Source organism: Providencia sp. wls1916, from assembly GCF_009706585.1.
GTDB lineage: Bacteria > Pseudomonadota > Gammaproteobacteria > Enterobacterales > Enterobacteriaceae > Providencia > Providencia lanzhouensis.
The window spans coordinates 120,257-145,650 of sequence record NZ_WLUL01000014.1; the positions used below are offsets into that span (position 1 = coordinate 120,257).

At 44.1% G+C, this 25,394-nt stretch carries 25 protein-coding genes, 1 other RNA gene and 1 pseudogene; 11 read left to right on the forward strand and 16 right to left on the reverse strand.

Going from position 1 to position 25,394, the window contains the following annotated elements; all coding sequences use genetic code 11:
• Positions 1–185: 185 nt before the first annotated feature.
• From rplM to sspB, 4 genes are all read left to right on the forward strand, one after another.
• On the forward strand, positions 186–614 hold the full coding sequence (rplM, locus tag GKR61_RS09890; RefSeq protein WP_006659112.1) for a 50S ribosomal protein L13: 429 nt from the start codon (positions 186–188) through the stop codon (positions 612–614).
• Between the two features lie 14 nt (positions 615–628).
• On the forward strand, positions 629–1,021 hold the full coding sequence (gene rpsI / locus GKR61_RS09895; protein WP_004258235.1) for a 30S ribosomal protein S9: 393 nt from the start codon (positions 629–631) through the stop codon (positions 1,019–1,021).
• A gap of 501 nt (positions 1,022–1,522) precedes the next feature.
• The gene (gene sspA / locus GKR61_RS09900; RefSeq protein WP_036956125.1) at positions 1,523–2,164 is read left to right on the forward strand and encodes a stringent starvation protein SspA; all 642 of its coding nucleotides are present in this window, start codon (positions 1,523–1,525) and stop codon (positions 2,162–2,164) included.
• Positions 2,165–2,172: 8 nt separating this feature from the next.
• The gene (gene sspB / locus GKR61_RS09905; RefSeq protein WP_036956408.1) at positions 2,173–2,664 is read left to right on the forward strand and encodes a ClpXP protease specificity-enhancing factor; all 492 of its coding nucleotides are present in this window, start codon (positions 2,173–2,175) and stop codon (positions 2,662–2,664) included.
• Positions 2,665–2,729: 65 nt separating this feature from the next.
• On the opposite strand, the gene GKR61_RS09910 is transcribed toward sspB, so the two are convergent.
• Positions 2,730–4,106 (reverse strand): FAD-dependent oxidoreductase, encoded by a 1,377-nt coding sequence (locus GKR61_RS09910; protein WP_036956127.1) that lies wholly within the window; start codon positions 4,104–4,106, stop codon positions 2,730–2,732.
• 225 nt (positions 4,107–4,331) lie between these two features.
• On the opposite strand from GKR61_RS09910, the gene arcB reads away from it, so the two are divergent.
• The 3 genes from arcB to mtgA all read left to right on the forward strand — a co-directional run bounded on the left by arcB (position 4,332) and on the right by mtgA (position 8,289).
• Positions 4,332–6,677 (forward strand): aerobic respiration two-component sensor histidine kinase ArcB, encoded by a 2,346-nt coding sequence (gene arcB, locus GKR61_RS09915; protein ID WP_036956128.1) that lies wholly within the window; start codon positions 4,332–4,334, stop codon positions 6,675–6,677.
• A 230-nt stretch (positions 6,678–6,907) separates the two neighbouring features.
• Positions 6,908–7,558 carry an isoprenoid biosynthesis glyoxalase ElbB gene (gene elbB / locus GKR61_RS09920; protein WP_036956130.1) on the forward strand — a complete coding sequence of 217 codons (651 nt, stop codon included), beginning with the start codon at positions 6,908–6,910 and terminating at the stop codon, positions 7,556–7,558.
• A gap of 8 nt (positions 7,559–7,566) precedes the next feature.
• Positions 7,567–8,289, forward strand: a complete 723-nt coding sequence (gene mtgA, locus GKR61_RS09925; protein WP_154599771.1) for a monofunctional biosynthetic peptidoglycan transglycosylase — start codon at positions 7,567–7,569, stop codon at positions 8,287–8,289.
• Between the two features lie 63 nt (positions 8,290–8,352).
• Here mtgA and dolP read toward each other — a convergent pair whose 3' ends face one another.
• The 4 genes and pseudogenes from dolP to GKR61_RS09945 all read right to left on the reverse strand — a co-directional run bounded on the left by dolP (position 8,353) and on the right by GKR61_RS09945 (position 11,643).
• Entirely contained in the window at positions 8,353–8,928 is a 576-nt protein-coding gene (dolP, locus tag GKR61_RS09930; protein WP_036956134.1) for a division/outer membrane stress-associated lipid-binding lipoprotein, read from the reverse strand.
• Positions 8,929–8,937: 9 nt separating this feature from the next.
• Positions 8,938–9,528 (reverse strand): annotated as a pseudogene (gene diaA / locus GKR61_RS09935) (DnaA initiator-associating protein DiaA).
• Positions 9,529–9,915, reverse strand: coding sequence for a YraN family protein (locus tag GKR61_RS09940; RefSeq protein WP_036956136.1), 387 nt, complete (start codon positions 9,913–9,915; stop codon positions 9,529–9,531).
• Positions 9,916–9,963: 48 nt separating this feature from the next.
• The gene (locus GKR61_RS09945; protein WP_154599772.1) at positions 9,964–11,643 is read right to left on the reverse strand and encodes a penicillin-binding protein activator; all 1,680 of its coding nucleotides are present in this window, start codon (positions 11,641–11,643) and stop codon (positions 9,964–9,966) included.
• Between the two features lie 61 nt (positions 11,644–11,704).
• Between GKR61_RS09945 and rsmI the strand changes: the two genes are divergently transcribed.
• The 3 genes from rsmI (at position 11,705) to GKR61_RS09960 (ending at position 14,439) form a co-directional block, all read left to right on the forward strand.
• Positions 11,705–12,577 (forward strand): 16S rRNA (cytidine(1402)-2'-O)-methyltransferase, encoded by an 873-nt coding sequence (gene rsmI, locus GKR61_RS09950; protein WP_036956141.1) that lies wholly within the window; start codon positions 11,705–11,707, stop codon positions 12,575–12,577.
• A gap of 103 nt (positions 12,578–12,680) precedes the next feature.
• An RNA gene (gene rnpB / locus GKR61_RS09955) (RNase P RNA component class A) lies at positions 12,681–13,054 on the forward strand.
• 314 nt (positions 13,055–13,368) lie between these two features.
• Positions 13,369–14,439: a 4Fe-4S binding protein gene (locus GKR61_RS09960; RefSeq protein ID WP_154639754.1), complete on the forward strand. Its 1,071-nt coding sequence runs from the start codon at positions 13,369–13,371 to the stop codon at positions 14,437–14,439.
• Positions 14,440–14,598: 159 nt separating this feature from the next.
• Here the strand turns inward: GKR61_RS09960 and dagF are convergent, their stop codons facing one another.
• The 10 genes from dagF to GKR61_RS10010 form a co-directional block, all read right to left on the reverse strand.
• Positions 14,599–15,339, reverse strand: a complete 741-nt coding sequence (gene dagF, locus GKR61_RS09965; RefSeq protein WP_036956146.1) for a 2-dehydro-3-deoxy-phosphogluconate aldolase — start codon at positions 15,337–15,339, stop codon at positions 14,599–14,601.
• A 1-nt stretch (position 15,340) separates the two neighbouring features.
• Positions 15,341–16,453, reverse strand: a complete 1,113-nt coding sequence (locus GKR61_RS09970) for a DgaE family pyridoxal phosphate-dependent ammonia lyase (RefSeq protein WP_154599774.1) — start codon at positions 16,451–16,453, stop codon at positions 15,341–15,343.
• Complete coding sequence (locus tag GKR61_RS09975) at positions 16,437–17,576, reverse strand: amidohydrolase/deacetylase family metallohydrolase (protein WP_154639755.1); 1,140 nt, start codon at positions 17,574–17,576, stop codon at positions 16,437–16,439. The genes GKR61_RS09970 and GKR61_RS09975 overlap by 17 nt, the downstream gene beginning before the upstream one ends.
• A gap of 91 nt (positions 17,577–17,667) precedes the next feature.
• On the reverse strand, positions 17,668–18,318 hold the full coding sequence (locus GKR61_RS09980; protein WP_036956154.1) for a DUF4310 family protein: 651 nt from the start codon (positions 18,316–18,318) through the stop codon (positions 17,668–17,670).
• Between the two features lie 2 nt (positions 18,319–18,320).
• Complete coding sequence (locus tag GKR61_RS09985; protein WP_036956155.1) at positions 18,321–19,112, reverse strand: DUF4311 domain-containing protein; 792 nt, start codon at positions 19,110–19,112, stop codon at positions 18,321–18,323.
• Positions 19,113–19,138: 26 nt separating this feature from the next.
• The gene (locus GKR61_RS09990) at positions 19,139–19,435 is read right to left on the reverse strand and encodes a DUF4312 family protein (RefSeq protein ID WP_006659132.1); all 297 of its coding nucleotides are present in this window, start codon (positions 19,433–19,435) and stop codon (positions 19,139–19,141) included.
• On the reverse strand, positions 19,435–19,800 hold the full coding sequence (locus GKR61_RS09995) for an SFCGS family glycine-rich protein (protein WP_036956157.1): 366 nt from the start codon (positions 19,798–19,800) through the stop codon (positions 19,435–19,437). Before GKR61_RS09995 ends, GKR61_RS09990 begins: the two co-directional genes overlap by 1 nt.
• Positions 19,801–19,858: 58 nt before the next feature.
• The gene (locus tag GKR61_RS10000; RefSeq protein WP_154599775.1) at positions 19,859–20,197 is read right to left on the reverse strand and encodes a transcriptional antiterminator; all 339 of its coding nucleotides are present in this window, start codon (positions 20,195–20,197) and stop codon (positions 19,859–19,861) included.
• A gap of 513 nt (positions 20,198–20,710) precedes the next feature.
• Positions 20,711–22,648 (reverse strand): BglG family transcription antiterminator, encoded by a 1,938-nt coding sequence (locus GKR61_RS10005; protein WP_036956162.1) that lies wholly within the window; start codon positions 22,646–22,648, stop codon positions 20,711–20,713.
• 190 nt (positions 22,649–22,838) lie between these two features.
• Positions 22,839–23,546, reverse strand: coding sequence for a pirin family protein (locus tag GKR61_RS10010; protein WP_036956165.1), 708 nt, complete (start codon positions 23,544–23,546; stop codon positions 22,839–22,841).
• 122 nt (positions 23,547–23,668) lie between these two features.
• On the opposite strand from GKR61_RS10010, the gene GKR61_RS10015 reads away from it, so the two are divergent.
• Positions 23,669–24,562, forward strand: a complete 894-nt coding sequence (locus GKR61_RS10015) for a LysR family transcriptional regulator (RefSeq protein ID WP_154599776.1) — start codon at positions 23,669–23,671, stop codon at positions 24,560–24,562.
• Positions 24,563–24,874: 312 nt separating this feature from the next.
• Here GKR61_RS10015 and GKR61_RS10020 read toward each other — a convergent pair whose 3' ends face one another.
• The gene (locus GKR61_RS10020) at positions 24,875–25,270 is read right to left on the reverse strand and encodes a DoxX family protein (RefSeq protein WP_132496578.1); all 396 of its coding nucleotides are present in this window, start codon (positions 25,268–25,270) and stop codon (positions 24,875–24,877) included.
• Positions 25,271–25,394: the final 124 nt, after the last annotated feature.

Consider the following 25,394-nt stretch of genomic DNA (forward strand, 5'->3'; position numbering starts at 1 on the left):
CTTCTCTATAATCTTGCGACCCCACGTTACGGCGTTGTTTTTTATTTCCCAAAAAATAACGCATTAATGCCAGCTAGGCTGCTCGAAGGGGTGGGTTTGCTGGACAATGAGTCGCGTGAACCTCGCTATATTTTACGAACATGAGTGTTCACACAACGTGTAACTTCAATATTGGGTAAGTTTTAATGAAAACTTTTACAGCTAAACCAGAGACCGTAAAACGCGACTGGTATGTTGTTGATGCAGATGGCAAAACTTTAGGCCGTCTTGCAACTGAAATTGCTAGCCGTCTGCGCGGTAAGCATAAAGCGGAATATACTCCGCACGTGGATACTGGTGATTACATCATCGTTCTGAATGCAGAAAAAATTGCTGTTACCGGCAAAAAACGCGAAGACAAAATCTACTATCGCCACACTGGCCATATTGGTGGAATCAAGCAAGCAACTTTCGAAGAGATGATTGCTCGTAGTCCTGAGCGTGTGCTTGAAATCGCGGTTAAAGGCATGTTGCCAAAAGGACCTCTGGGTCGTGCAATGTACCGTAAACTGAAAGTTTACGCAGGTAATGAGCACAACCACGCGGCACAACAACCGCAAGTTCTTGACATTTAATCGGGATTATAGCAATGGCTGAAAATCAATACTACGGCACTGGTCGCCGCAAAAGCTCATCTGCTCGTGTCTTTATTAAGCCGGGTAGCGGTAACATCACAATCAATCAACGTACACTGGAACAATACTTTGGTCGCGAAACTGCGCGCATGGTAGTTCGTCAGCCGTTAGAACTGGTTGAAATGTTAGAAAAACTGGACCTGTACATCACTGTTAAAGGTGGTGGTATCTCTGGTCAGGCAGGCGCAATCCGTCACGGTATTACACGTGCACTGATGGCTTATGACGAGACTCTTCGTTCTGATCTGCGTAAAGCTGGTTTCGTTACCCGTGATGCGCGTTCTGTTGAACGTAAGAAAGTGGGTCTGCGTAAAGCACGTCGTCGTCCACAGTTCTCCAAACGTTAATTTATTGCCTTCTGGGCATAAAATTGATGAAAAAGCCCGTCTTTATGGCGGGTTTTTTATTGCCTAAAATAAATCAAATATTGAGCCATTCTTATTTAATTAAAATAAAGACAGACAGAAGACATTATTTTATTATTCCACTCTATTTTTGTGTCATATCTCAAATGCAGTAGAAATATAACCCATCAACAATGGAGTTAACTTTAAGGTTTTAATGTTTGTTTGTTCAAAATTTAAGGCTAATAACACTGATTTTTATGAATTTATTCCTCTCTAATAAAATTAACCGATGATTTTCTCTAGGTTAGCCCCCTAAGCTGTACAAAATCTGTTAGACTATGTCCCAGTTTTTTATTTGATTATTTCTCGCTTTCATGAAGCGAGAGGGTTGTGCTGACTTTCAAAATGGATCTTGAAGGTTGAGTACATGGGATTTTAAAAATGAAAATAATGAATTAATCCTTATTTAAGGATCATTATTTTTATCATTTGGAGGTTTTAATGGCTGTTGCTCCTAATAAACGTTCGGTAATGACATTGTTTTCAGGCCCAACTGATATTTTTAGCCATCAAGTACGTATTGTGCTTGCTGAAAAAGGTGTTAGCGTTGAGATTGAACATGTCGAGCCTGGTCATATGCCTCAAGACCTTATTGATCTTAACCCATATCAAAGTGTTCCAACGCTGGTGGATCGTGACCTGACTTTGTATGATCCAGATATCATTATGGAATACCTCGATGAGCGTTTTCCTCATCCACCATTAATGCCTGTTTACCCAGTGGCTCGTGGTACTAGCCGTCAGCTGATGCATCGTATTCGCAGAGACTGGTACTCATTGATGGCTAAAATCGAGAAGGGTACAGCACAAGAAGCAGATGCAGCTCGTCGCCAATTAGCGGAAGAACTGATTGCAGTTTCACCTGTACTGGCTGAAATGCCATTCTTTATGAGTGATGAGTTCAGCTTAGTTGATTGCTATTTAGCACCGCTATTATGGCGCTTACCTGTTTTAGGTATCGAATTAAAGCCTGCAATCAGCAAACATTTACAGATGTACATGCAGCGTGTATTTGAGCGCGATGCATTTTTAGCATCATTAACTGAATTAGAGCGTGAAATGCGCCTGTCAGCACGAGGCTAAGTCGGATGATGGAAATGGCACCAATGACACCACGTCGCCCTTATCTGCTGCGCGCCCACTATGAGTGGTTGCTGGATAACGATATGACTCCGCATTTGGTGGTTGATGTCACTCTTCCCATGGTGAATGTTCCAATGGAATTTGCGCGTGATGGGCAAATTGTTTTAAATGTTGCCCCGCGTGCAGTGGGTAACTTTGAAATTACCAACGAAGAAGTGCGGTTTAATGCGCGATTCGGCGGTGTACCTCGTCAGGTATATGTTCCAATGGCGGCTATCATGGCGGTATATGCGCGTGAAAATGGCGCTGGAATGATGTTTGAACCTGAAGCGGCTTATGATGAGCACTTTGATGGAGAAGACAACAGCACTGATGAAGCACTGTCTGACAACATCGTATTGGTTCATGATGAAGCCACTCAAACAGAAGAACCTTCATCCCCAGACGATGAGCCACCAAGGCCACCGAAAGGTCGTCCAGCGTTACGGGTTGTGAAATAAGCACAAATCGTGGCAGCTAAGACTGATATAGTAAATGCTAAAAAGAGGAAGAAATTCCTCTTTTTTTATACTCGAAGAAAACTCATGATCCCTTCTGCGGCTCCACGCCCTTCGGCAATCGCTGTTACCACCAAATCAGAACCGTGTACTACATCTCCCCCTGCAAAAATTTTAGAGTGCGAAGTCTGGTAAGCATAATGATGATGACGAGGTGCCACTATTCTACCGCTCATATCGCGCTGTATGGCTTGTGTGCTAATCCACGGCATATCGTCAGATTCAAAACCAAACGCAATAATGACCACATCGGCAGAATGTGTAATTTCTTCCGATTCTGTGGAATTCGATAATGTGCTAGCGAAATGGATACCGACAACTTGTCCCTCGACATCGGTGTTAATCCCAATGGGTTGTAAGTGAAAATGGAACTGTACGCCTTCTTCTTGAGCGTGTAAGACTTCTCGCGGTGTTGCAGGCATTTCCGAAGCGCCTCGGCGGTAGATACAACTGACTTTGCTTGCGCCTTGGCGGATAGCGCTGCGGACACAATCCATCGCGGTATCTCCTGCGCCCAACACGATTACATTCTTATTTGCTAGTGATACGTAAGGGTATTGGGGATCGTCGGCGTAACCTAATAAGTGACGTGCATTACCCACTAAATAAGGAAGCGCTTGATAAACGCCTATGGCATCTTCGTTGAGGAGATTGCCTGAAACTGGATGATGGGTGCCGGTTCCAATAAAAATCGCATCAAACTCATTGAGTAACGTTTCTAACGGGATATGTTGTCCAATCTCAGTATTAAGTTTAAAGATAATCCCCATTTCTTCAAAAATCCGTCGTCGGTGCTGCATTATCTGCTTTTCTAACTTAAATGCGGGTATACCAAAAGTGAGTAACCCACCGATTTCAGGATGTTTATCAAATACTATTGCTTGAACGCCGTGACGAGCCAACACATCGGCACAGGAAAGACCCGCAGGGCCCGCGCCGATAATCGCGACTCGTTTACCTGTATCCCTAACATGAGAGAGGTCAGGCCGCCAACCTTGCTCAAATGCACTATCGGTAATATAGCGCTCCAAATGCCCAATCGTGACGGAACCAAAGGTTTCATTCAGGACACAAGCGGCTTCACATAATCGTTCCTGTGGGCAAATTCGACCGCAAATTTCAGGCAAGCTGTTGGTGTGATGACAAAGTTCTGCCGCTTCAAGAATTCGACCTTCTCCAGCCAGCTTTAACCAATTCGGGATAGGATTGTGGAGCGGGCATTTCCACTCACAATAGGGGCTGCCGCAAGACAAGCAACGCTGGGCTTGATGCTGAGCTTCAATGCCACTCATTGGCTGGTAAATTTCCACAAACTCAATTTTGCGGATCGTCAGCGCTTTTTTACGAGGTTCAAGACGGGGCGAACCCATATTTGAAGAGGACATAGGCACCTTTCCAGCCAAATTCTTTTACGGGAATGATATAAATTAAAGTTTACTTTGATAGCATTGATATAAATAGTGATTATCGTAATAAAGTTACTAATACACGGGTGAATATCCCATTGTGACCGACGATTTAATGAGCAGGATCGATATTTCGTATGAAACCCCATCCGAAACAGCCCTGTTTGATATATGATTCAGTGAGAATTTAACTAAGGGGTGGTTATGAAAGTACTTCGCGGTCTTGCACAATACTATGTTGACCTGATGATGAAGCTAGGCTTAGTGCGTTTCTCTTTGCTTCTCGCGTCAGCGTTAGTTGTGCTCGCCATGATAATGCAAATGGCGGTAGCGATTTTTCTTCGGGGGCAAGTCGATAGCCTCGATATGGTTGGCTCCATTTTCTTTGGCTTAATTATTACGCCATTAGCAGTTTATTTTCTTTCGGTGGTGGTAGAACAATTAGAAGAGTCTCGCCAGCGTTTAACGCGCATGGTTGATAAGCTCGAAGTGATGCGAAAGCGTGATGCGGAACTGAATACTCAGCTGCAAGGCAATATTGAGCAACTTAACTTAGAAATTTTAGAGCGTGAAAAAGCCGAAAGCGCCCATCTTGAGTTGTTAGAGCAACTCAAACAAGAAATGAAATACCGTGAACAGACTCAAATTGAGTTTGAACAGCAATCTGTTTTACTGCGTTCGTTCCTCGATGCTTCCCCTGATCTTGTCTATTATCGCAATGAAAACAATGAATTTTCTGGCTGTAACCGTGCGATGGAGCTGCTCACAGGTAAGAGTGAAAAACAGCTAGTCGGTTTAACACCATTGGACATTTATGATGAAGAAATTGCTGCCAAAGTGATGGAAACGGATGAAAAAGTTTTCAGACACAATGTGGCATTAACCTATGAACAGTGGTTAGTTTACCCTGATGGGCGAAAAGCCTGTTTTGAGCTGCGAAAAGTGCCATTTTATGACCGCGTAGGGAAACGTCACGGGCTAATGGGGTTTGGACGTGATATTACCGAGCGTAAGCGTTATCAGGAGGCGTTAGAGAACGCTAGTAGAGAGAAGACCACCTTTATCTCTACTATCAGCCATGAGCTTCGTACGCCGCTTAATGGCATTGTGGGGCTTAGCCGCATTTTACTGGATACTAAGCTTACCAAAGAACAATCAAGCTATTTAAAAACCATTCACGTCAGTGCCGTCACTTTAGGCAATATTTTTAATGATGTGATTGAAATGGACAAAATTGAGCGTCGCAAAGTCCAATTGGATAACCAACCTGTGACATTGCCTGAATTTGTGAACGATTTAGAAAACTTAAGCGGGCTACTGGTTCAGCCGAAAGGCTTGAAGTTTGTTATGGATGTCGCACACGGCTTACCTAAAACCATTCTGACGGATGGCACGCGTTTACGCCAAATTCTGTGGAACTTAATCGGTAATGCGGTGAAATTTACTCAGAAAGGTGAAGTTAAATTAAGCATTTGGCGTGAAGCGGATGACAAGCTGTTTTTCCAAGTCAAAGATAGTGGCATCGGTATTCCGAAAGATGAATTAGATAAAATCTTTGCTATGTATTATCAGGTCCGTGACTCCGCAGGTGGACGTCCTGCAACGGGAACGGGGATTGGGCTTTCTGTATCCCGTAGGTTAGCACAAAGTATGGGGGGCGATATTCGTGTGGAAAGCGATATTGGACATGGTTCAACATTTACTTTGTCGATTATAGCCCCTGAAGTTGAGGCTGAAATCGAAGAGCAGCAACAGCACGACGATGATTACCCATTACCAGCGCTCCATATCTTACTAGTGGAAGATATTGAACTAAACGTGGTTGTGGCGTGTTCTGTGCTGGAGAACCTTGGCAACACAGTTGATGTTGCAATGACAGGTAAAGACGCGCTAGAGATGTTTGCACCTGGGGAATATGACTTAGTTCTATTGGATATTCAACTTCCTGACATGACGGGGTTAGATATCTCTAAACAGCTTAAACAACAGTATGATAAGGATGATTTACCACCATTAATCGCCCTTACCGCGAATGTCCTCAAAGATAAGAAAGAGTACTTCGATGCGGGAATGGACGGTGTTCTGAGCAAACCATTATCGGTTCCTGCGCTCACTCAAGTGATTGAGCAATTCTGGGGCGAGAATGCATCTTCAAATGACAAGCATGAGGAGCAAGTGGATATGGCAGAAGTTGATGAGTCAATTTTAGATTGTGAAATGTTAGAGCAATACATTGAATTAGTTGGGCCAAAACTGATTTATGACGGCTTAGAGGTGTTTGAAAAAATGCTACCGGGCTATTTAGCGATTCTCGATTCCAATATGGTGGCTAAAGATCAGAAGGGAATTGTTGAGGAAGCTCACAAAATTAAAGGTGCCGCGGGTTCAGTTGGTCTGAAAAATTTACAGAAACTCGCTCAGCAAATCCAATCCCCTGAATTACCAGCATGGTGGGACAATGTGCAAGAGTGGGTTGATGAGTTAAAACAGGATTGGAAATCAGATATAGAAACATTAAGAAACTGGGTGGATGGTCGTACAAAAAAATAACCCCAACCTAAGTTGGGGTGCGCGAATACTGCGCCAACACCAGGGAAATCATTGATTCGCTTATAATTTTTATCTTAGGCGAATCATTAAAATGCATTTGTCACGACTCAGACGTTATCAAGATACCAAAATTTATCGAACCTGTTACAAGATTCATTAAAATCTGTGATGAAGATTGATGTTTGTCTGCTTTCGCTCTGGGGAGTAATTTACTACAAAAGGACGAAGATATGAAATCAATTGCGGTAATTTTAAGTGGCTGTGGTGTTTTTGATGGAAGCGAGATCCATGAATCAGTATTAACTATGCTTGCTTTAAGTAAAAATAATGCAGAAGTTCACTTTTATGCGCCAGATGATTATCAAGCTACTGTAATTAATCATGTTAATGGTGGATTAAAAACAGAAAAACGTAACCAAATGGAAGAGTCTGCACGTATTTCTCGTGGAAAAATAGCACCTTTGTCATCAGCAGATGCCTCTAAGCTAGATGCCCTTATAATTCCTGGTGGTTTTGGTGTGGCAAAAAATTTATGTGATTTTGCGGTGAAGGGAAGCGAATGTGAAATTAATAAACAACTATTAAGTTTAGTACAGGCAATGCACCAACAGAAAAAGCCGCTAGGGCTGATGTGTATTGCTCCTGTCATGCTACCGAAGATGTTAAATACATCAGTGAAATTGACGATTGGTAATGATACTGAAACGATTGCCCAAATTGAAAAGATGGGTGGACAGCATGTTGTTTGCACGGTTGATAACATTGTGGTTGATGAATATAACAAAGTTGTTACAACCCCTGCTTATATGCTGGCTCAATCCATTGCTGAGGCAAATATAGGTATCAATAAGCTGGTTGAGAAAGTATTAGAAATGGCGTAATTAACTCAATGCAAAAGTTTGTTTCTCGCTTGTGGTATTGGTTAAAGAAGATCACACTTTCATTACTTGCCCTCTGGCTAGTGTCTGTTGTGATCTTCAAATTTATACCTGTTCCCTTTTCTGCAGTGATGGTCGAAAGGCAGCTTTCTGCATGGCTAAACTTTAATTTTTCTTATGTTTCTCATTCGACTTGGGTGAGTGAAAAACAGATTTCTCCCTATCTTTATCTCGCTGTCATTGCTTCTGAAGATCAAAATTTTCCTCATCATTGGGGATTTGATCTTGATGCAATTGAGCGAGCATATAAACATAATTCGAGTAATAAACAGACAGTTAGGGGGGCTTCAACAATCTCTCAACAAACAGTGAAAAACTTATGGTTATGGGATGGACGAAGCTGGATAAGAAAAGGCCTTGAAACAGCAATGACGCCAGTTATGGAGTTGATGTGGTCAAAAACTCGGATCATTACTGTTTATCTTAATATTGCGGAGTTTGGAGAAGGGGTTTTTGGTGTTGAAGAGGCCGCAAATAAATTCTTCAATAAGCCTGCTAGTAAGCTTTCCCGGCAGGAAGCTGCACTTTTAGCCGCTGTTTTACCTAATCCTCATCGATTTCATGTGAAAAATCCATCTTCATATGTTTTAAAAAGGCAAGCGTGGATACTTAATCAGATGAGCTTATTAGGAGATAGGAATTATCTGAAAAATAACGATATAGGTGAGGAATAAAAAAAAAGCCATGAATTTGACTTCATGGCTTGATGCTTTGTAACAATAGGTTACTAATTATAATCAATTGAGATAAGTAAATGCCGTCGTTACACGACGAACGCCATCCGTTTCACTCGCAATTTTTGCTGCTGCAGCACCTTCTTGCTGAGTGAGTACACCTAATAAGAAGACTTCACCATTCTCAGTGATGACTTTAACGCTGCCTGATTTCACTTCGTCACTGGCTAAAATCTTAGATTTTACTTTGGTGGTTAACCAAGTGTCTTTTGACGCGGTACCTAAATCAACGGGCTGACCTTGTCGAACCTCGTTATACACTTTTTCTGTACCATCAACGTTACTGGCGATTTGTTTGGCTTTATCTGCCCATGACATGTCGGGAGATTGTCCAGTTAACAAGACATTACCTTTATACGCCGTTGCAATAATACGGGCTTTGCTGGTGATATCTTTATCTTTGTTAAGTTGACCACTGACTCGGGCTTCTAATGTGCCATCATCAACTTGCTGACCAACAGAACGAGGGTCTGTAGCGCTTTTGGTAGCTACTGCGGCAGTACCCACAACGGCAGCACCAATACAGCCTTGTAAAAGAACCGCGCTAAACACTATGGCAAAAATCGGAAGTAATCGCATTTTGTCTCCTTAGTCGTTCTGGTGAGGAAAGAGCGTGTTATCGATAAGGTCACACAAACAATTCACGGTGAGTAAGTGTACCTCTTGAATTCTGACACTATGCTGGGATGGAATACGAATTTCAACATCTTGTGGTCCTAAAAGACCCGCTAACTCGCCGCCATCATAGCCAGTGAGTGCGACAATGGTCATATCGCGCGTTACCGCGGCTTCTACGGCTTTAATGATGTCGGCACTGTTACCATGGGTTGAGATAGCCATTAATACATCGCCGTGCTAGCCTAGCGCTCGAACTTGTTTTGCATAGATTTCAGTTGGCTGCTTGCTTCCTGAAATCGCGGTGAGCACGGTATTATCCGTATTTAGCGCAAGAGCAGGTAAACTTGGGCGCTCAGTTTCAAAACGGTGGATCATGCTTGCTGCAAAACGCTGTGCTGTTGCTGCGGATGCGCCATTGCCACAACACAAAATTTTATTACCATTAAGCAGTGACTGTACCATCATCATTGCAGCACGAGAAATTGCATCGGGCAGGGCTTCAGCTGCGGCAATTTGAGTTTGGATGCTTTCAGTAAAGCAAACTTTTATTCTATCTAGCACTTACTTATATTCCTGTTCACTAAGATTAAATGCGTTTTGAATCCACTGAAATTGCTTGCCGGTGATTGCACAGATATCAAAGCGGCAGGGTGTTGTTTCAAAACTTTCTTGTCGTTGAGCAAGCCAATATTGTGCGGTGGACAATATTTTTCTGCGTTTGTGCCAGTTTACTGATAAAAGTGCGTCTCCGTAATCACTATTCTTGCGAAAACGAACCTCTACGAATACCCAGCCTGATGTATCTCGCATGATCAAATCGATTTCTCCCGCACGATTTCGAACATTGCGTGCAACAAAAGCGAGCCCTTGCTGCTTTAAATAGGATAGCGCTTGGTTTTCGTAATATCGACCAGTCAACCATTTTAATGATTTTTTAACGGTTTTCATGACATCCTTGTCTGAAAAATAGGCAGCAATAAAGCGACCTCGTTTAATTTATTGCGCAGACGCTACTTGCCCTTGCTTAAATTGCAGCCATGGCAATTCACGATAAATAACACAGTTATCATGCACGCTTAATGTACCGGATGCACCGTTAACACGGAACTGATCACTGTGCTGCTGCAAGTTATCGTAGTTATTCGCCAGCGACCATGCATCAATACCCATCGCATACAGGCGGAACAGCGAATAATCATTATTCACTTTGCCTTGAGCTTGTTTACGTAGGTTGTTGTTTGCGCCAGCAAGTAATGGAACTTCGCTGAATTTCACACCTTCCATTTCGAAACGATAATCCGCATTTGAGTTCCCTTGGTTACTGCGCGAACTGGCATATAAAGCAGGGCGCTGACGGGAACTGATTGCCATATCGATCATCGGTTTGACGAGGGTTAATTCATCGCGTGTTGCCACGATATAAACCGCATCAACACCGCCACTGGTTGGAGCCATTCCTTGGGTATCGATACTGATTGGGGTACCCGTCATACGGATCCCTTGACCACGGTTGATCGACTCTTTTAAGGATGCAGTAGAACCAAATGTTTGCATCAGTGCAGTGCCACCGCCTTTTGCTTGCCACTCTTCGGCAAATGCTTTTGCGATGCGATCACCAAATGGGGATGCAGGCACTAATACTAACGGCATCTGTTTACCGTCTAATTTCATTTGGTTAGCGGCATTTTTCGCTTCATCTTCAGGGGATAAAGAGAAATAACATAAATTTGCACGTGGCTGTAATTGGTTAGCGTCTAATTCATTCAGTGCCAATACATTGACGGGCGCATTCATTTGAGCAATAGCTTGCACCTCTGATTTCAGTAGAGGTCCAACAATTAAGTTATACCCTTCAGAAGTGGCTTGAGCGACTAACTGAGGGATCGCTTTGCCTTGGGTATCAAAGACTTTAACGCTTTGGGTATTGGTTGGCGCTGCATCAATGCGCACGCTGGATGAAGCCACTTCGGAATTGGTATTTTCATTAACCGTTGCAGCCACTTCTTGGTAAATCTGGTCTAGTACATCATTACCGGAGCTTTGTGGCGCAGTCGGTGCTGCGGCAGCTTGAGATGCAGGGCCTGAAGGTAAACCTTTTTGTGCATCAAGGAAGCCTTGCATGATGGCTTGACCAAAGACTTGGCCTTGCCCACTCATCGGTAAAAATAGCGCAATACGTGGGTTAGCACCGACTTTGGTGATGGTTCCTTGAACTAATGCGCTTGGCAGATTTTTGGCGCCTGGATTATGTGGGTAGCGAGTTTTCCAGTCTTCGATGCCAGTACGGAGTGCCTCTGGGTCATCTTTATTATTTTGGTAGATATCCAGAAGGTCGACCCAGCCCAGTAGAATATTTTCGTCAGCTTCGATTCCTTGAATCTGTTCTGGCTTCATCTGTGTTAACATCTGCCACAGAGAATCAATATTCGCCTGATGTTGTGCAGGATCGGTTAGCAGAGGTTCTTGGCTGATAAAAGCACGCAGGACATCCATTGATGGTTTGCCTTGAGCGGCATCGATAACGGACTGGTAATGGCTGGCATCAGAAACGCTAGGCTGCTGGGTTGTTGTCGAGGTTGTCGATGATTCGATTTGGCATCCTGTTAATGCCAACGTGGACAACATCGCAGTGCAGATTAATCTTTTTTTCAAATGCAAAAAAATTGAAGGACGCATACTGTATCCAATGGTGTATTTTTCAATTGCTTAATTTTAAACCGGCTATTCGGATGAAACAATGAATCAACCTAATCAAGCAGTGGTTATGGCATCTACGCTGTACATCGTGCCAACCCCAATTGGTAACATGGGAGATATCACGCAACGCGCGTTAGATGTGCTTAAACATGTTGACCTAATTGCTGCGGAAGACACAAGGCACTCAGGCATTCTCTTACAGAATTTTGCCATCAATGCGCGCATGTTTGCGCTACATGATCATAACGAGCAGCAAAAAGCAGATCAATTAATTAGCAAGCTTCAACAAGGGGATAGTATCGCATTAGTCTCGGATGCAGGTACACCTTTAATTAATGATCCTGGCTATCACTTAGTCAATCGCTGCCGTGAGGCTGGCATTCGCGTTGTCCCATTACCGGGCGCTTGTGCAGCCATCACTGCCTTGTCAGCGGCGGGTTTACCTTCAGACCGTTTCTGTTATGAAGGGTTCTTACCCGCGAAAACCAAGGGACGCAAAGATGTTTTGCAATCCTTAGAGCAAGAGACTCGAACACTGATTTTCTATGAATCTACTCATCGCTTGTTAGACAGTTTAGCAGACATGGTAGAAGTGTGGGGACCTGAGCGTCGTGTGGTTTTAGCCCGTGAATTGACCAAAACCTGGGAATCGATTGAAGGGCGCCCAGTTGGTGAATTACTCGAATGGGTAAAAGAAGACGAAAATCGTCATCGCGGTGAAATGGTACTCATTGTGGAAGGGTATAAGCCACAAACGGATGAATCGGCGATTACGCCAGATGTTATTCGTACGTTGGGTTTACTACAAAAAGAATTACCACCGAAAAAAGCGGCTGCGATCACCGCAGAAATTTATGGTCTGAAGAAAAATCAGTTATACAAATTGATGCTAGACCAACAAGACGGCGAGTGATTTTTGTTCAAGTGCCGTTTTTTTTGTCTAAGTATAGGTTTTGACGCAATTTGGCTGCCATTGAGTCTGTACAAGCTAGTGTAAAGTGCCTATAATTCGCCGCGGAGTTGGTCAGACAACCGCTGCTTTATCGTAGTCCCTTCGGGAGACGGGTAGAGGGGAGGAAAGTCCGGGCTCCATAGGGCAGGGTGCCAGATAACGTCTGGGAGGCGCGAGCCTACGACAAGTGCAACAGAGAGCAAACCGCCGATGGCCTGTTTACAGGATCAGGTAAGGGTGAAAGGGTGCGGTAAGAGCGCACCGCGCGACTGGCAACAGTTCGTGGCATGGTAAACTCCACCCGGAGCAAGACCAAATAGGGGTTCATATGGTGCGGCCCGCATTGAACTCGGGTAGGTTGCTGGAGCCAGTGCGCAAGTGCTGGCCTAGATGAATGGTTGTCCACGACAGAACCCGGCTTACCGACCAACTCCAATTTTTTCGTCATACTTCAAGTTGTGACTGCGTTGGCTTCATTCGTCAACCCTAGTCACATACTTGTGTATGCTCCTAGGGATTTCCTCATTTTGCCGCCTTGGCACACCTCGAATTATTTAGAAAAAATCTCGGCTTGAATTATATAAAGAAAACGACAAGTCAAATTATTTAGAAAAATCTCTATTTACTTATCTTCCTATCAACACGCCATATCCATCGCCAACATCGCAAGGCAGTGATGCAAATCAATATGTGTGCTGGGGACTTAAATACAATAATGGCATTTAAAATGCATGTTAAAGAGATAGGCGGACATGGCAAAGAAACCCTCAGTACGATACCCTCGCCGTCCTGGTACCATTGGCGGAAAACTCCCTTGGAATGATTGGCGTAACGCCTCGACATGGCGGAAAGTCGTGCAAATCACGCTTTTGGCTATCAACATTTATATCGGCATTACCTTCTATTACTGGGTGCGCTATTACGAAACGGGCGGTGCAACGTTCCATCTTCCTCGTCCGGGAGGCATCGAAGGCTGGCTGCCTATTGCGGGGTTAATGAACTTAAAATACACCATTGAAACAGGGGGATTACCTCCCATACATGCCGCAGCAATGTTTCTCTTGGCTTCCTTTATTATCATCAGTTTATTACTGAAAAAATCCTTTTGCTCATGGCTGTGCCCGATAGGCACAATATCGGAATATATCGGGAAAATAGGTCAGAAACTGTTTCGTTTTCAAATCAAAGTACCTAAATGGCTCGATATCCCCTTAAGAGGATTAAAATACCTACTCTTAGCTTTCTTCCTCTATATCTCGCTCTCCATGCCTGCGCAAATGATCCAATACTTTATGATGTCGCCTTATGGGATCATCATCGATGTGAAAATGCTGGATTTCTTTCGTTATATTAGTAGCGCCTCACTCATCACAGTTTCTGTTCTTGTCGTCGCTAGCCTGTTTATTCGTAATGCATGGTGTCGTTATCTTTGCCCTTATGGTGCATTACTAGGGATATTTTCGCTATTCTCGCCGGTTAAAATTCGCCGAAACGTAGAAAGCTGCATTGATTGCGGAAAATGTGCCAAAAATTGCCCATCACGCATTCCTGTTGACCAATTAATCAACGTCAGAACGGTAGAATGTACGGGGTGCATGACGTGCGTTGAATCTTGCCCAGTGGCATCAACATTGGCTTTCTCACTACAAACGCCGACTAAAAAACGCCAAATCCCTTTATCGGGAATGGTGATGGCCATTTTGACCCTAGGTATTTTATTCACCACTATTGCGGTTGCGGCTTACCTAGGCGTTTGGGATAGCCCGGTTCCTGATAACTATTGGTTTCATATCATACCGAATGCCAGAGGAATAGGTCATTGATTCAAAAGGAAGAGTAAAAAATAGAGAATAAAAATAAAAAGTAAAATGCCCCACGGCACAAAAAGTGAGTGGGGCATTGGCTGCTTTGTCATGGTTATGGCGGTAAGTACTTTAACGTCTCGCTAATATTTATTTTCTTATGTGTAGCTTATTGCTACATCAATTTACCGCTTTTTTAACCATGTTTAGCAATTGGCGGACATCCTCTGGGCGGGTATCTCCAGTGGCTTGATCAATAATAGAACTGTAAATATGTGGGATGATTTTCTTCACGCCAGCGTCGAGGGCGATTTGCAAAATCTCGGCGAAATTTTCTAAATCAATACCGCCCGTTGGCTCTAAAGAAAAATCAAACTTCGCGCAAGCTTCTGCGATAGCTTTATATTCCTCAATGTACTTCAAGCCCTGCATATTAAAGAACTTCACAGAATCTGCGCCCATATCTTTGAGCATCATAATGGCGGTTTCAATCGGCACGATACCATCAGGGGCTTGAGCGCTTAATGGGCCTGTTGAAATTTTCACCATGCCCACCGTACCCGTTGGGGAAATCAACGCATTCACAAACGTTTCATTCTGACCCAGTAGTGCGCGGCTAATCGGTGCGCCCGTAAACACTTGATTCACATGCTGAGGTTGAACTTCTTTCGAAATCAGAGACACCATGGTGGACTGCTTAGGGTCGCCAGCACCTAAACCGACAGACAGCGCATTATCCACTTCCTTGGCGTACACCTTCATATCCGCAATGGCACTTTCAAGGTCAGGATAATTTTTAGATAACACTCCAACCACCACAAAACTTTCCGCCGCGGCATAAATATCTTTTGCGTTTTGATGGCTCCCTGCTAGAACGTTCAGGCACACACGATCATGGTAAAAATTTGGTGACAACTTCATGTTAAATTCCTTCTACTAACGTACGAATTTGCTGCGAAATGACGTCAAGTTGCTCGGTGCTGACGCTGCGAATATCGGCTTCAACCTTTCCTTCATTGGCTTTGTACTCACGAAAATAAATCGCAGTATTGCCTTGCTTCAGCTCATCCATGATTTGGTAGGTGGTTTTGCCAATCGCTTTTTCATCGAAACTGATCTCGGCTCTGGCGATATCACGCCCAGCGGCATCCCAAACAATACGGGCTGAAATACCGGCTATCGTATTTAAATCTTTAAGGAATTTATCCATACGGCTGATCATTTCCGCCCCAGTTTCTTTGGTAGCGGTGAGGTACTGCTCGATAGCCAGTGTTAAGCCTAAAATGCCTTCTTTACCAACTTTCATCGCACGACCAATACCTTGAGATTGGCGTTTTACCCATTGAACATACTGTTTTTTACCGACAACTAAGCCACTGGTTGGTCCTTCAATTGCTTTGGCGCCACTGTAAATCACAATGTCGCCACCCGCTTGGTAATAGGCAGTTAAATCTTCTTCCGCGGCCGCATCCACGATCAAGGGAAGCTGATGGGCATGAGCGACTTTGGCGGCTTCCGCCACGGTTAACATGCTCTTTTGTACGGTATGGTGGGATTTGATATATAAAATGGCAGCGGTTTGCGGGGTGATTTTTGCCGCTAACTGCGCAGCGCTACATTCATTCGCAAAACCCGCTTCAATCACTTTACCGCCACCTAACGTGACCATGGTGTCCACGGGGGCGCCAAAGTTCACGTTATGCCCTTTTGGCAAAATAATTTCGCGAGGAACGGATTTGCTGGAGGAGTGCAAATTAAGCAGCAAATCCTCATCATCTTGCACAATCACCGCCGCCACCGCTTGAGCAATACCCGCAGAGGCGCAGGAAACCACAACCGCAGCTTCAACATTGAGCAGTTGAGCGATGTACTCCCCAGTTTTGTTCACTAAGTCTTTAATTTCAAAATAATGGTTCAGCCCATACGCTACGCGCTCGACGACTTCAGGTGTTGGGGTCGAAACGCCTAAAATAGTCATACGACCGGAGGCATTAATAACGTGTTTTAACTGATATTTTTCATAGATTGATTGCATGTTCAGATTCGCCTTGTGCAGGAATAATGTGCTTTCCACCAACGATGGCAGCAACAGGAACAAAACGATGGGTACCGATGCGATGCTCGCCGTCGGCATCCGTCAGCTCGGTTGCCTCTTCTTTGAGGTCAAATAGGGTGATGTCTGCATCAAAGCCCGGTTTTAAATAACCTTTAGCAGGAAGAGACAGTAAATCCGCGGCTTTCTCAGTGACACAGCGTAAAATTTGTTCGGCGCTAAAGCCCATACACAGGAATTTCGTCATCACGAATGCAAGGCTATAGACGGGACCATTCACTCGGTTACGGTGATAGATATCTGAGCTGATAATGTCTGGATAGGTGCCAATTCGCATGGCTTGCTCTGCGACTTTGAAGCTAAAGCTTTCACCGCCGTGACCCACATCGAGGATCACGCCACGGGCGAGGGCGCGGGCAATAGATGGTTTTAGGTATCCATCATCCCCTAAAATTTTATTTGGTTTGCCATTAAAACAGTGGGTAATGATGTCCCCACGGGTGAGTAAGTCGGCGACTTCATCAATATTGGGCGGGTTATTTCCAATGTGCACCATTAATGGAAGATGGTGTTTTTTCTGCATTTCTTTGGCTTTAACCAAAGGCGCAATACCATTCTCGCCCACCACACTTATGCTCATGCGCGCTTTCATGCCCACCACAAAGCCGGGATGGCGCTCAAGTGCAGCTTGGAAACTCGCATCGTCGATATTATCCATGTTGGACAGCTCATTCTGAGCAATAATGCCAATGCGTGAAATATTCAGCAGAGAGAAGACATTGGTTTTGGACTGAGTGGTGAGCCGATAAAACCTGTCAATATCATCAGCACCTACACTGCCCGCATCAACCAGTGAAGTGACACCACCAGCAGCACCAGCGAGATCAGGCTCATCGAAGTAAATTGGCGATTCGGTAAAACAGTGGGCGTGAGAATCAATCCATCCAGCGCTGACATACAGCTTTCCTTCAAGATCAATGATTTTTTCAGCTTGCTGATTGTGGGAAAGCTCAGGTCCCGCAGCTTGAATTTTTCCGTCTTTGATTAGGATATCGATAATTGAGCCATCGATACGCTTTCCTTGTTTGATGATTAGAGAATACATGATTACCTTCTTTATAGTCATACTCGTCATACTTCAAACCGCAGCGTTGTTGGCTGCTCTTCGCCCCCAAAGTAGGGGGCTTAGATATTTATTAAGCGGCGAGTGGGAAGAAATACCCAAACAACATCGCACCTAAGATAGCGCCACCTGCGACGGGTTTTTGCCATACATAGAAAATCAGTGAACCAATCAGTGCGCCGATACCAATCGGAATAGACGCGGCCATTGCGGCAAGGATAATCAATGGACCCAAGAAACGGCCGGATGTGTTACCAGCCCCCATCATCACGTCTGCGCCGAATGTGGAGTTCGCTTGTGCAATGGTAAACTTACGGGCGAACACGATAATTAAGCCGATAAGCACACCAAGGAATAAACCTGTGATCAGGGAGATCCAGAAATTAGTGACTAAAATATCCCAGCCAGCGGCTAAAAATAGGGCGGGAACCCCTAAGCCAATACCGGTTTGTAGTGCGCCACCGATATCTAAAATCCCCACTAATGACCCTTCGATAATCCGCGCAAACAGGAAGCTTGCACCGAAGGCGGCGACCGCACCGTAAACCCCCGTATCTAGCCCTGCACGTAACATGGCGACGAAAGCCACTTCGTTAAATGCGCCAAACCCGTACACGACATACATATGGGTACCCGCGAAGATCCCCGCTGATAGCAGCCCAACAAAGATAGGGAAAGACCATTCTGCGTACCAAAAGTCTTGTTTATTGATTTCAGTTGTCATGATTATTTCCCGCTCAGCAGTCCGTGGACATATTCAAGCCACAGTGGTTTGTCTAAGTTGAAAGAGGTGATCATCTTCAGGTCAAATTCGCGGAAGAAGCCACTGAGAACGAACAGCAGAATAACGGTGATCATCATGGTACGAGTGATGCGGTTCCAGCCATTGTCATCCACGCCTTTACCAATCAAGATCCCTAACACTAAACCTGGGATAGCGTTACCCATGATTAATTGTGCGCAACCACCAAATAAGGTTGCCCAGAAACCGGAACGACGACCAGCATCCATCGCGGCTAGCCAGAAAATGACGGGCATCACGGTGTTAACCAGTAAGTTAGCTGCCGGAACCAGCACGTTAATAGCGGTGGTTTGCAGCGCGGCTGGTACTGCGGACGCCGTGGTATTTAAGAAGGCGACCACCAATGCCCCGATAATGGCACAGGCAATCGCCATTTTTTTCGGGTTATGCAGGGTATCTGCCACACTGCGGTTTTTAGTTAATAGAGCAGCAGCACCCCAGTTAGGGATGATGCGGTGGTCAACGTCTTGGGTGAAGGCACCCGCAGCGACTGATGATGCCCATGCGTTGAAGAAGAATCCTAAGCCGAATGAGAAGTGTGATGCGGGGTCGCCCTCACAGGCGTTTAACTCACCAAGGGTACGGAATGCTCCCATACCTTGAACGGTTGGCGCGTGGAACATACGTGCTGCCCCTGCGCCTAAACCAAAGCCGCAGAGACCGCCGATAATGAGGGACATGCCCAATATTTCTAAGAAAGATGCAGTTTCACTCATGGAATTTACTCCAGACCTGATTGCTTTTATTGTTCTGTAAATGGAATTTCGTTGACAGAAAGTAAGGTAACATCCAGCGAAACGTCGAGAACAACTCGGAAATGTTCACGTTTGCGTGGCAAAAAGAGAAAGAGAAACTTTTCTGTCCGCGAATGAGAGTGAGCACTAACAACCTCAACATCCTTGGGTTCTATCCGCAGAATAATGTCGGTGCTGTTCTTAAGTACGGTTTTTTGAATCGAATTTAAGGCGTCAGCAATCGCTTTTTGCTTTGTGTCGCCTTGCCCTGTCACCCGTACAGTCGTTTCGATAGATTTTTTCATTAAGCGTTGCCGTATTTTTTATTAAAAGCTTTAACTAAGCGCTCGCCTAACTCTTCCTTGTCCATAAATCCGAAACCTAAAACATTGCAACCTTCAGCAATGGCGGTTTCTCCCTCTTCAATCGAACGCATCCCATAACGCGCTTTGTAGCCATATTTGGTTTGAGCTGTAATGGCGCCTGCACCACCGCTACCACAGAATGAAATGCCAAGATCAGCTTGTTCTTGGTTCATCACATCCCCCAGTTTCATGTCAGCAGCGACACCAGGAACAACAATGGCTTTTCCGCCAGCAGCTTCAACGCCCGCAGCCACTTTTTGCCCTTTACCTAAACGATCGCCGATAACAATAACTATCTGTTTCATAAAATATTCTCCAAAACTGAATGCTAAAAATTGAGTACTAAAAATAAGATGCTAAAAATTAATCATTAGAACGGGCAACTTCAAAGTGAACTGAGAGCAAATAAGTCTCTTCTGGTGCAAGCCCCGGCAAGGTATCGACGACACGTTGCGCTAATGCAATGGAATGGCTCGAAATTTCATCGAACAAACTGATATCCACTTCCGGTAAGGTTTCACCGGTTTTGGCTCGAGCGACCATGGCACGTAGATGAGATTCCAGCATTTGTTGCTGTACATCCGTGGTGTAGCAACCCTCCAGTTTGAGCCAGTCAGTAATCACTGCTAGCAGTTCTTGTGTGACCTGATGGATATCAAGGTCGTCTTCTAACATTTTGAAAACCACAACTGATTCATTCATAACTGTTTAAAATCCAAGGTAATATTTCAAATCAAATCACTTTTTTCTTCATGGCTAATACCTTAATCGCTTCTTGGATAATTTTGCAGACAGGGAATTTCCAGTTCAAAGTGGAAATATTTTGGAAGTGTAACCGGAAGGATGGTGGTTAATTTTCGATCTAACAGGAAGCTAACTGGAAAAACTAACACATTACGAGGGGGGTTTTGGTGTATCAAATAACGAGTGAGTAATTAAAATCATTTAAATTCAAATCATTAAGATCGATTTTTTATAAGTGAAAATAGCTCTCAGGTTAATAAATAAAAGTGGAAATGAATTTGTGGAAATCTATATAGAGTGGAAATCTTCACTTCCACTTACGTTGGTTTACGCATGAAATGGACAATTTGGATTAAAAATCATTTGGTGGAGTTGTGGTTAGGATCACGTAAATAGTGGCCACCTCCCTTTTTCCACTGAGAAGTGGAAATGATGGGAAGTGGGGGGGATGGTGGTGGGAATTATTGATAACTATAAAATTCGCGCGAGACTATCTTTAGCAATTGCTTGGAATTCATTGAAATTTTTGACATTCACTAGGCGGCGGGTGGTTTTCTCTTTGACGAAGGTGACAAACAAATCATAAATCGCCATGGCTTCTTCATAGTCAGTTTTGCTGATTGCCAATAAAAAAATCACATAGGCGTTCTCTTTGGTCTCTTTGTTCCACTCGATGCCTTGCGGGGCAAGGATAGTTGTCACAATAGTTTTATTGGCAAGTAACCCCAAGGAGTGAGGAAGGGCGATCCCTTCACCCAGCAATGTCGAGACAATCGATTCCCGCTCTTGTAGGGACGGGTAAAAATCTGCGGTGACATAGCCTTCTAATTGCAGTTTCTGGCAGACGGTTTTAAACAGCGTCTCTTGGCTAATTTTTTCATTGATAACCATAAAAAAACGCTCATCGAAGAAGCGCTCAATAATATAGGGACGAGTCTGATCCACCATCGCTAAGCGACCCACTTGTTCGAGCTGGTAGGGGGTTGGGAAGGGTGCAATTTTAATAACTGGTTTATTTTTCTCAGAGATCCGTACGGTGGTGATCACAAAGTCTTCTGCGACTTCATCTAACGATTCATACTCTTGCAGTGTTAACCCGCGGCTAAATTTGAGCTGTGGAAATTCACGCATAATTTTGGATTCCACCACACGAAAGGTGGAGTTACCCGCATCCGTGACCACTAACACTTCCGTTTGGCGTGCGGAGCCTGCCCCATAATTTCGTTCAAGGCTAACCCCAATGTGCACTGCTAAGTAACCCAGTTCATCTTCATTAATGGGATGTGGAAGTAGCTGCTTACTGGCGCTGGTTAAGGCGCTTAATGTGACATCATAGGCAAATGGATAATACTGTTTGATGTCTGAAAGCAGCGGGTTTGGGGTAGAAATATGGTATTGAAGGCGAGTCATTAAAGCAGAAAGATGGGTATTCAGATCTTTCTTTAGCTTTTCATCACTCCGCAAATCATAGTTATACAACTCGTTGATATAATTTAAGATATATTCAGATAACTCATTGTGATGATTATGCTTTTGTGTTGATGCGTGCTGATTGCTGATACGCTGCGCGATGATTTGATCGTGCAAAAAGCTCAATTCAGCTGAGGATAAATCATTACCCAGGAAGTAAATTAACCCTTTAGAAATTTCATCACAAGCTTGAGTAATGACTTCTTCTAACTCTTCGTTATTGACGCTGGCAGTGAGTTCATGACCGCGGGTAATACGCAAAATGGTGACGGCGCAGTTAAATACAAGATAAAGATGACCTTCATTGCTGATACGAATATCAAAGCGATTCAAGCTGTTATGAACTACTTTATCGATGTAGGTTAAATCGAGATTATCCAGACTTTCCGGGGTAAATGTGGCGAGATCGGGGGTGATTTGCTCACTAAATTGCCGCCAGAGTGCTTCGGTCATACAAGCACGAATAGCCCACTCACTGCCATTTAAGCGGATCCCTTGATGAGGAATGCTCTCCAGTTGAACTTGATAGCGATGAAGATGCTCCCGAACGGCTCCCATATCTTGCTGAATGGTACTGCGGCTAACAAACCACTCTTCGGCAATATCATCGAGCTTGACGGGCAGGGATAACATCAAGAGTTTGAGCAATAGGGCATCAATACGCTCTTTGCTGGTGCGTGGAATCTGGTTATTTTTGTCATTAAGCTTAGTAAATGCAGAAAAAATTTCATCATTTTCGATTTTTAATCGATATCCACGCCCGCGCTCATACACAATATGAGCACTATGATCTTTAATTAATTCATTGATTTCGTTGATGTCTGAACGAATAGTACGGGTGGAAACGGAAAACTGTTTCGCTAATTCATCTTGAGGGACAACCTCATTGAGGATCCGAGAGAAAATTTGATTGTGTCGCTGCAAAATGAATAAAGCCACAAGAACCCCTTTAAAATCAAAAAAATAAAGTTCGGAGTTAAAAACTGATGGTTTTTTAACTGTCTTATGGCTGGACTCTATCACAGTGATATCGGGATAGCGGAAATATAAATGATGAAATTTGCGAATCTATTCGCAAATTTTGCGCAATTTATGGAGTAAATTCACTTTTTCCGCCTCCTGAATAGGATTACAACGATTCGCCTAAATCAATTAATAAACCTCTAAATGCTCGGTAGCTGGTGAGCGTTAGGGAATTTTCATCTTGGATAAATAAGCCGTCGTTACAGCTCATTGATAAAGATTGCGATTCTTTCCCGCTAACCTGTAAACCACCATGAATGGATTGTAGATAGGCATTTTTACCTCGCAATGCGAGGGTTTTTGATTCATTAGGCTCAAGGTAAATCTGGCTTATCCAAATTTTTTGGCGAAGTTGTAGGCTATTATCGTCCCCATCGGGTGAGGCGATAAGCTTGTTATCTTTCTCCGCTAATGCCAACTTTTGGGGCGGCATAGATTCCTGTTGTGGGCACGCATTTAGCCACAGCTGGAGCCGTGTTAATGGCGTTGTCTCACTGGTATTGTGTTCACTGTAACTCAGGTCAGGGCGAGGCGAAAAGCTGACGCATTCCCCTGCTTTTGCACTGACGGTATTACCTAAATTATCGCGGTATTCAGCTTGACCTTGCAGGATGATGTTCACAATATCAACATGAGGATAAACTCTTGGTTGAAAAGCATTATCTGGCGCAAGCACTTCCTGATTGAGCACTTTTAGGGTTTTAAAACCCATTAGGTCTGGATCAAAATAGTGACCAAACGAAAAAGTATAGCGTGCTTGTAACCAACCGTAGTCTGCTTTCCCACAATGGTTAACTGATCTTAATTTCATCATAATGGTTAACCCTCACTCAAAATATATAGCTAGTAATATATTGTTATAATAAATATCTGGACGTTGAATTGTTAGCCAGTTAATCTGTTTCCATCATTCAAATTTCCTGAAAGAGATACATCATGAGCAAAGAGAGAGCATTAACACTTGAGTCGTTAAGGGTGATGGATGCAATCGATAGGCGTGGCAGCTTTGCGGCAGCGGCGGAAGAGCTAGGTCGCGTTCCTTCGGCATTGAGCTATACCATGCAGAAGTTAGAAGAAGAACTTGATGTTATTTTGTTTGACCGTTCAGGACATCGAACCAAGTTTACCAATGTAGGGCGCATGCTGTTAGAGCGTGGGCGCGTATTACTTGAAGCCGCAGATAAACTCACATCGGATGCGGAGGCGCTAGCTAAAGGTTGGGAAACTCATCTGACTATTGTGTGTGAAGCGCTGGTTCCGGCTGAGTCTTTATTCCCGCTGGTGGACAAACTGGCTGAGAAATCCGACACCCAGCTCTCTTTAATTACTGAGGTGCTAGCAGGGGCATGGGAGCGACTTGAATCAGGACGTGCGGATATTGTTATCGCACCAGATATGCATTTCCGTTCATCCTCTGAAATTAACTCCAAAGTGCTGTATACCTTGAACCATATTTATGTGGCAAGCCCGAACCATCCTATTCACCAAGAACCAGAACCGCTTTCTGAAACCACGCGAGTGAAATACCGAGGTATTGCGGTGGCAGATACCGCCCGTGAGCGCCCAGTGATCACCGTGCAACTGCTGGATAAACAACAAAGATTGACGGTATCGAGCATCGAAGATAAGCGCAAAGCACTAATTGCAGGGCTCGGGGTGGCGACAATGCCATACCCGCTGGTGGAGCAAGATATTAAGGAAGGGCGCCTGCAAGTGGTGGGGGCGGAGTTTAGCCATGAGTCGAATATGATTATGGCGTGGCGACGGGACAGCATGGGGGAGGCGAAGTCGTGGTGTCTCCGCGAAATCCCTAAATTATTTAGGGGGTGATCTCGTCATACTTCAAGCTGTAGCTGTGTTGGCTTCATAAAGTTACCCTAGTCACATACTTGTGTATGCTCCCAGGGATAACTTCACTTGCCGCCTTGCTACAACTCGAATTATTTAGAGATCACTCATCACCTATTCTTTAATTCTTTTTAAAGCGAAAAGCGAAAATAAAAAGAAAGCAAAGGTAAAAGCAAAAAAAAGCACCTCGGATGGGAGGTGCAAAGGCATTTAACTTATGGAAAAGGATGTTGACTTGAGGGTACTGTTAACTCCCTGCCTATAGGTCACTATAGGCGAGGAGATTGGAGCTCATTACCATTTCTTATTTAATAAATGGTCGATACTGAATTTGCCTGGGCCAGTCACTGCTAACAGAATATAGCCGCCTGCAATAGTCATATTTTTCATAAACATCAAGCTGTTTGGCTCAACGCTGAAATTCGTATGGAACAGCATCGCAGTTAAGAATGTGAACACAGCAGTGAAAATTGCGGTTGTACGTGTTAACAGACCGAATAACACTGCCAGCCCACCACCTAACTCAAGTAAAATTGTCAGTGGCAGTAAAAAGCCTGGGACGCCCATTGCTTGCATATATTGCTGAGTGCCTTCATATGCCCCACCTAATTTGCCGTAACCTGCAACGATGAACAGAATTGGCATCATAATACGTGCTAATAAAATAGCTCCACTTTCTAAATTTTTCATTGAGTCTCTCCAGATAATACGGTCATTAAATATAAATAAAGTGCGATATATATCGCGTTATAAGCTAAGTTTCAGCACGAAAAGGCTAGAAATCTTGGATGTGCGTATCTTATTACTTAGCTCA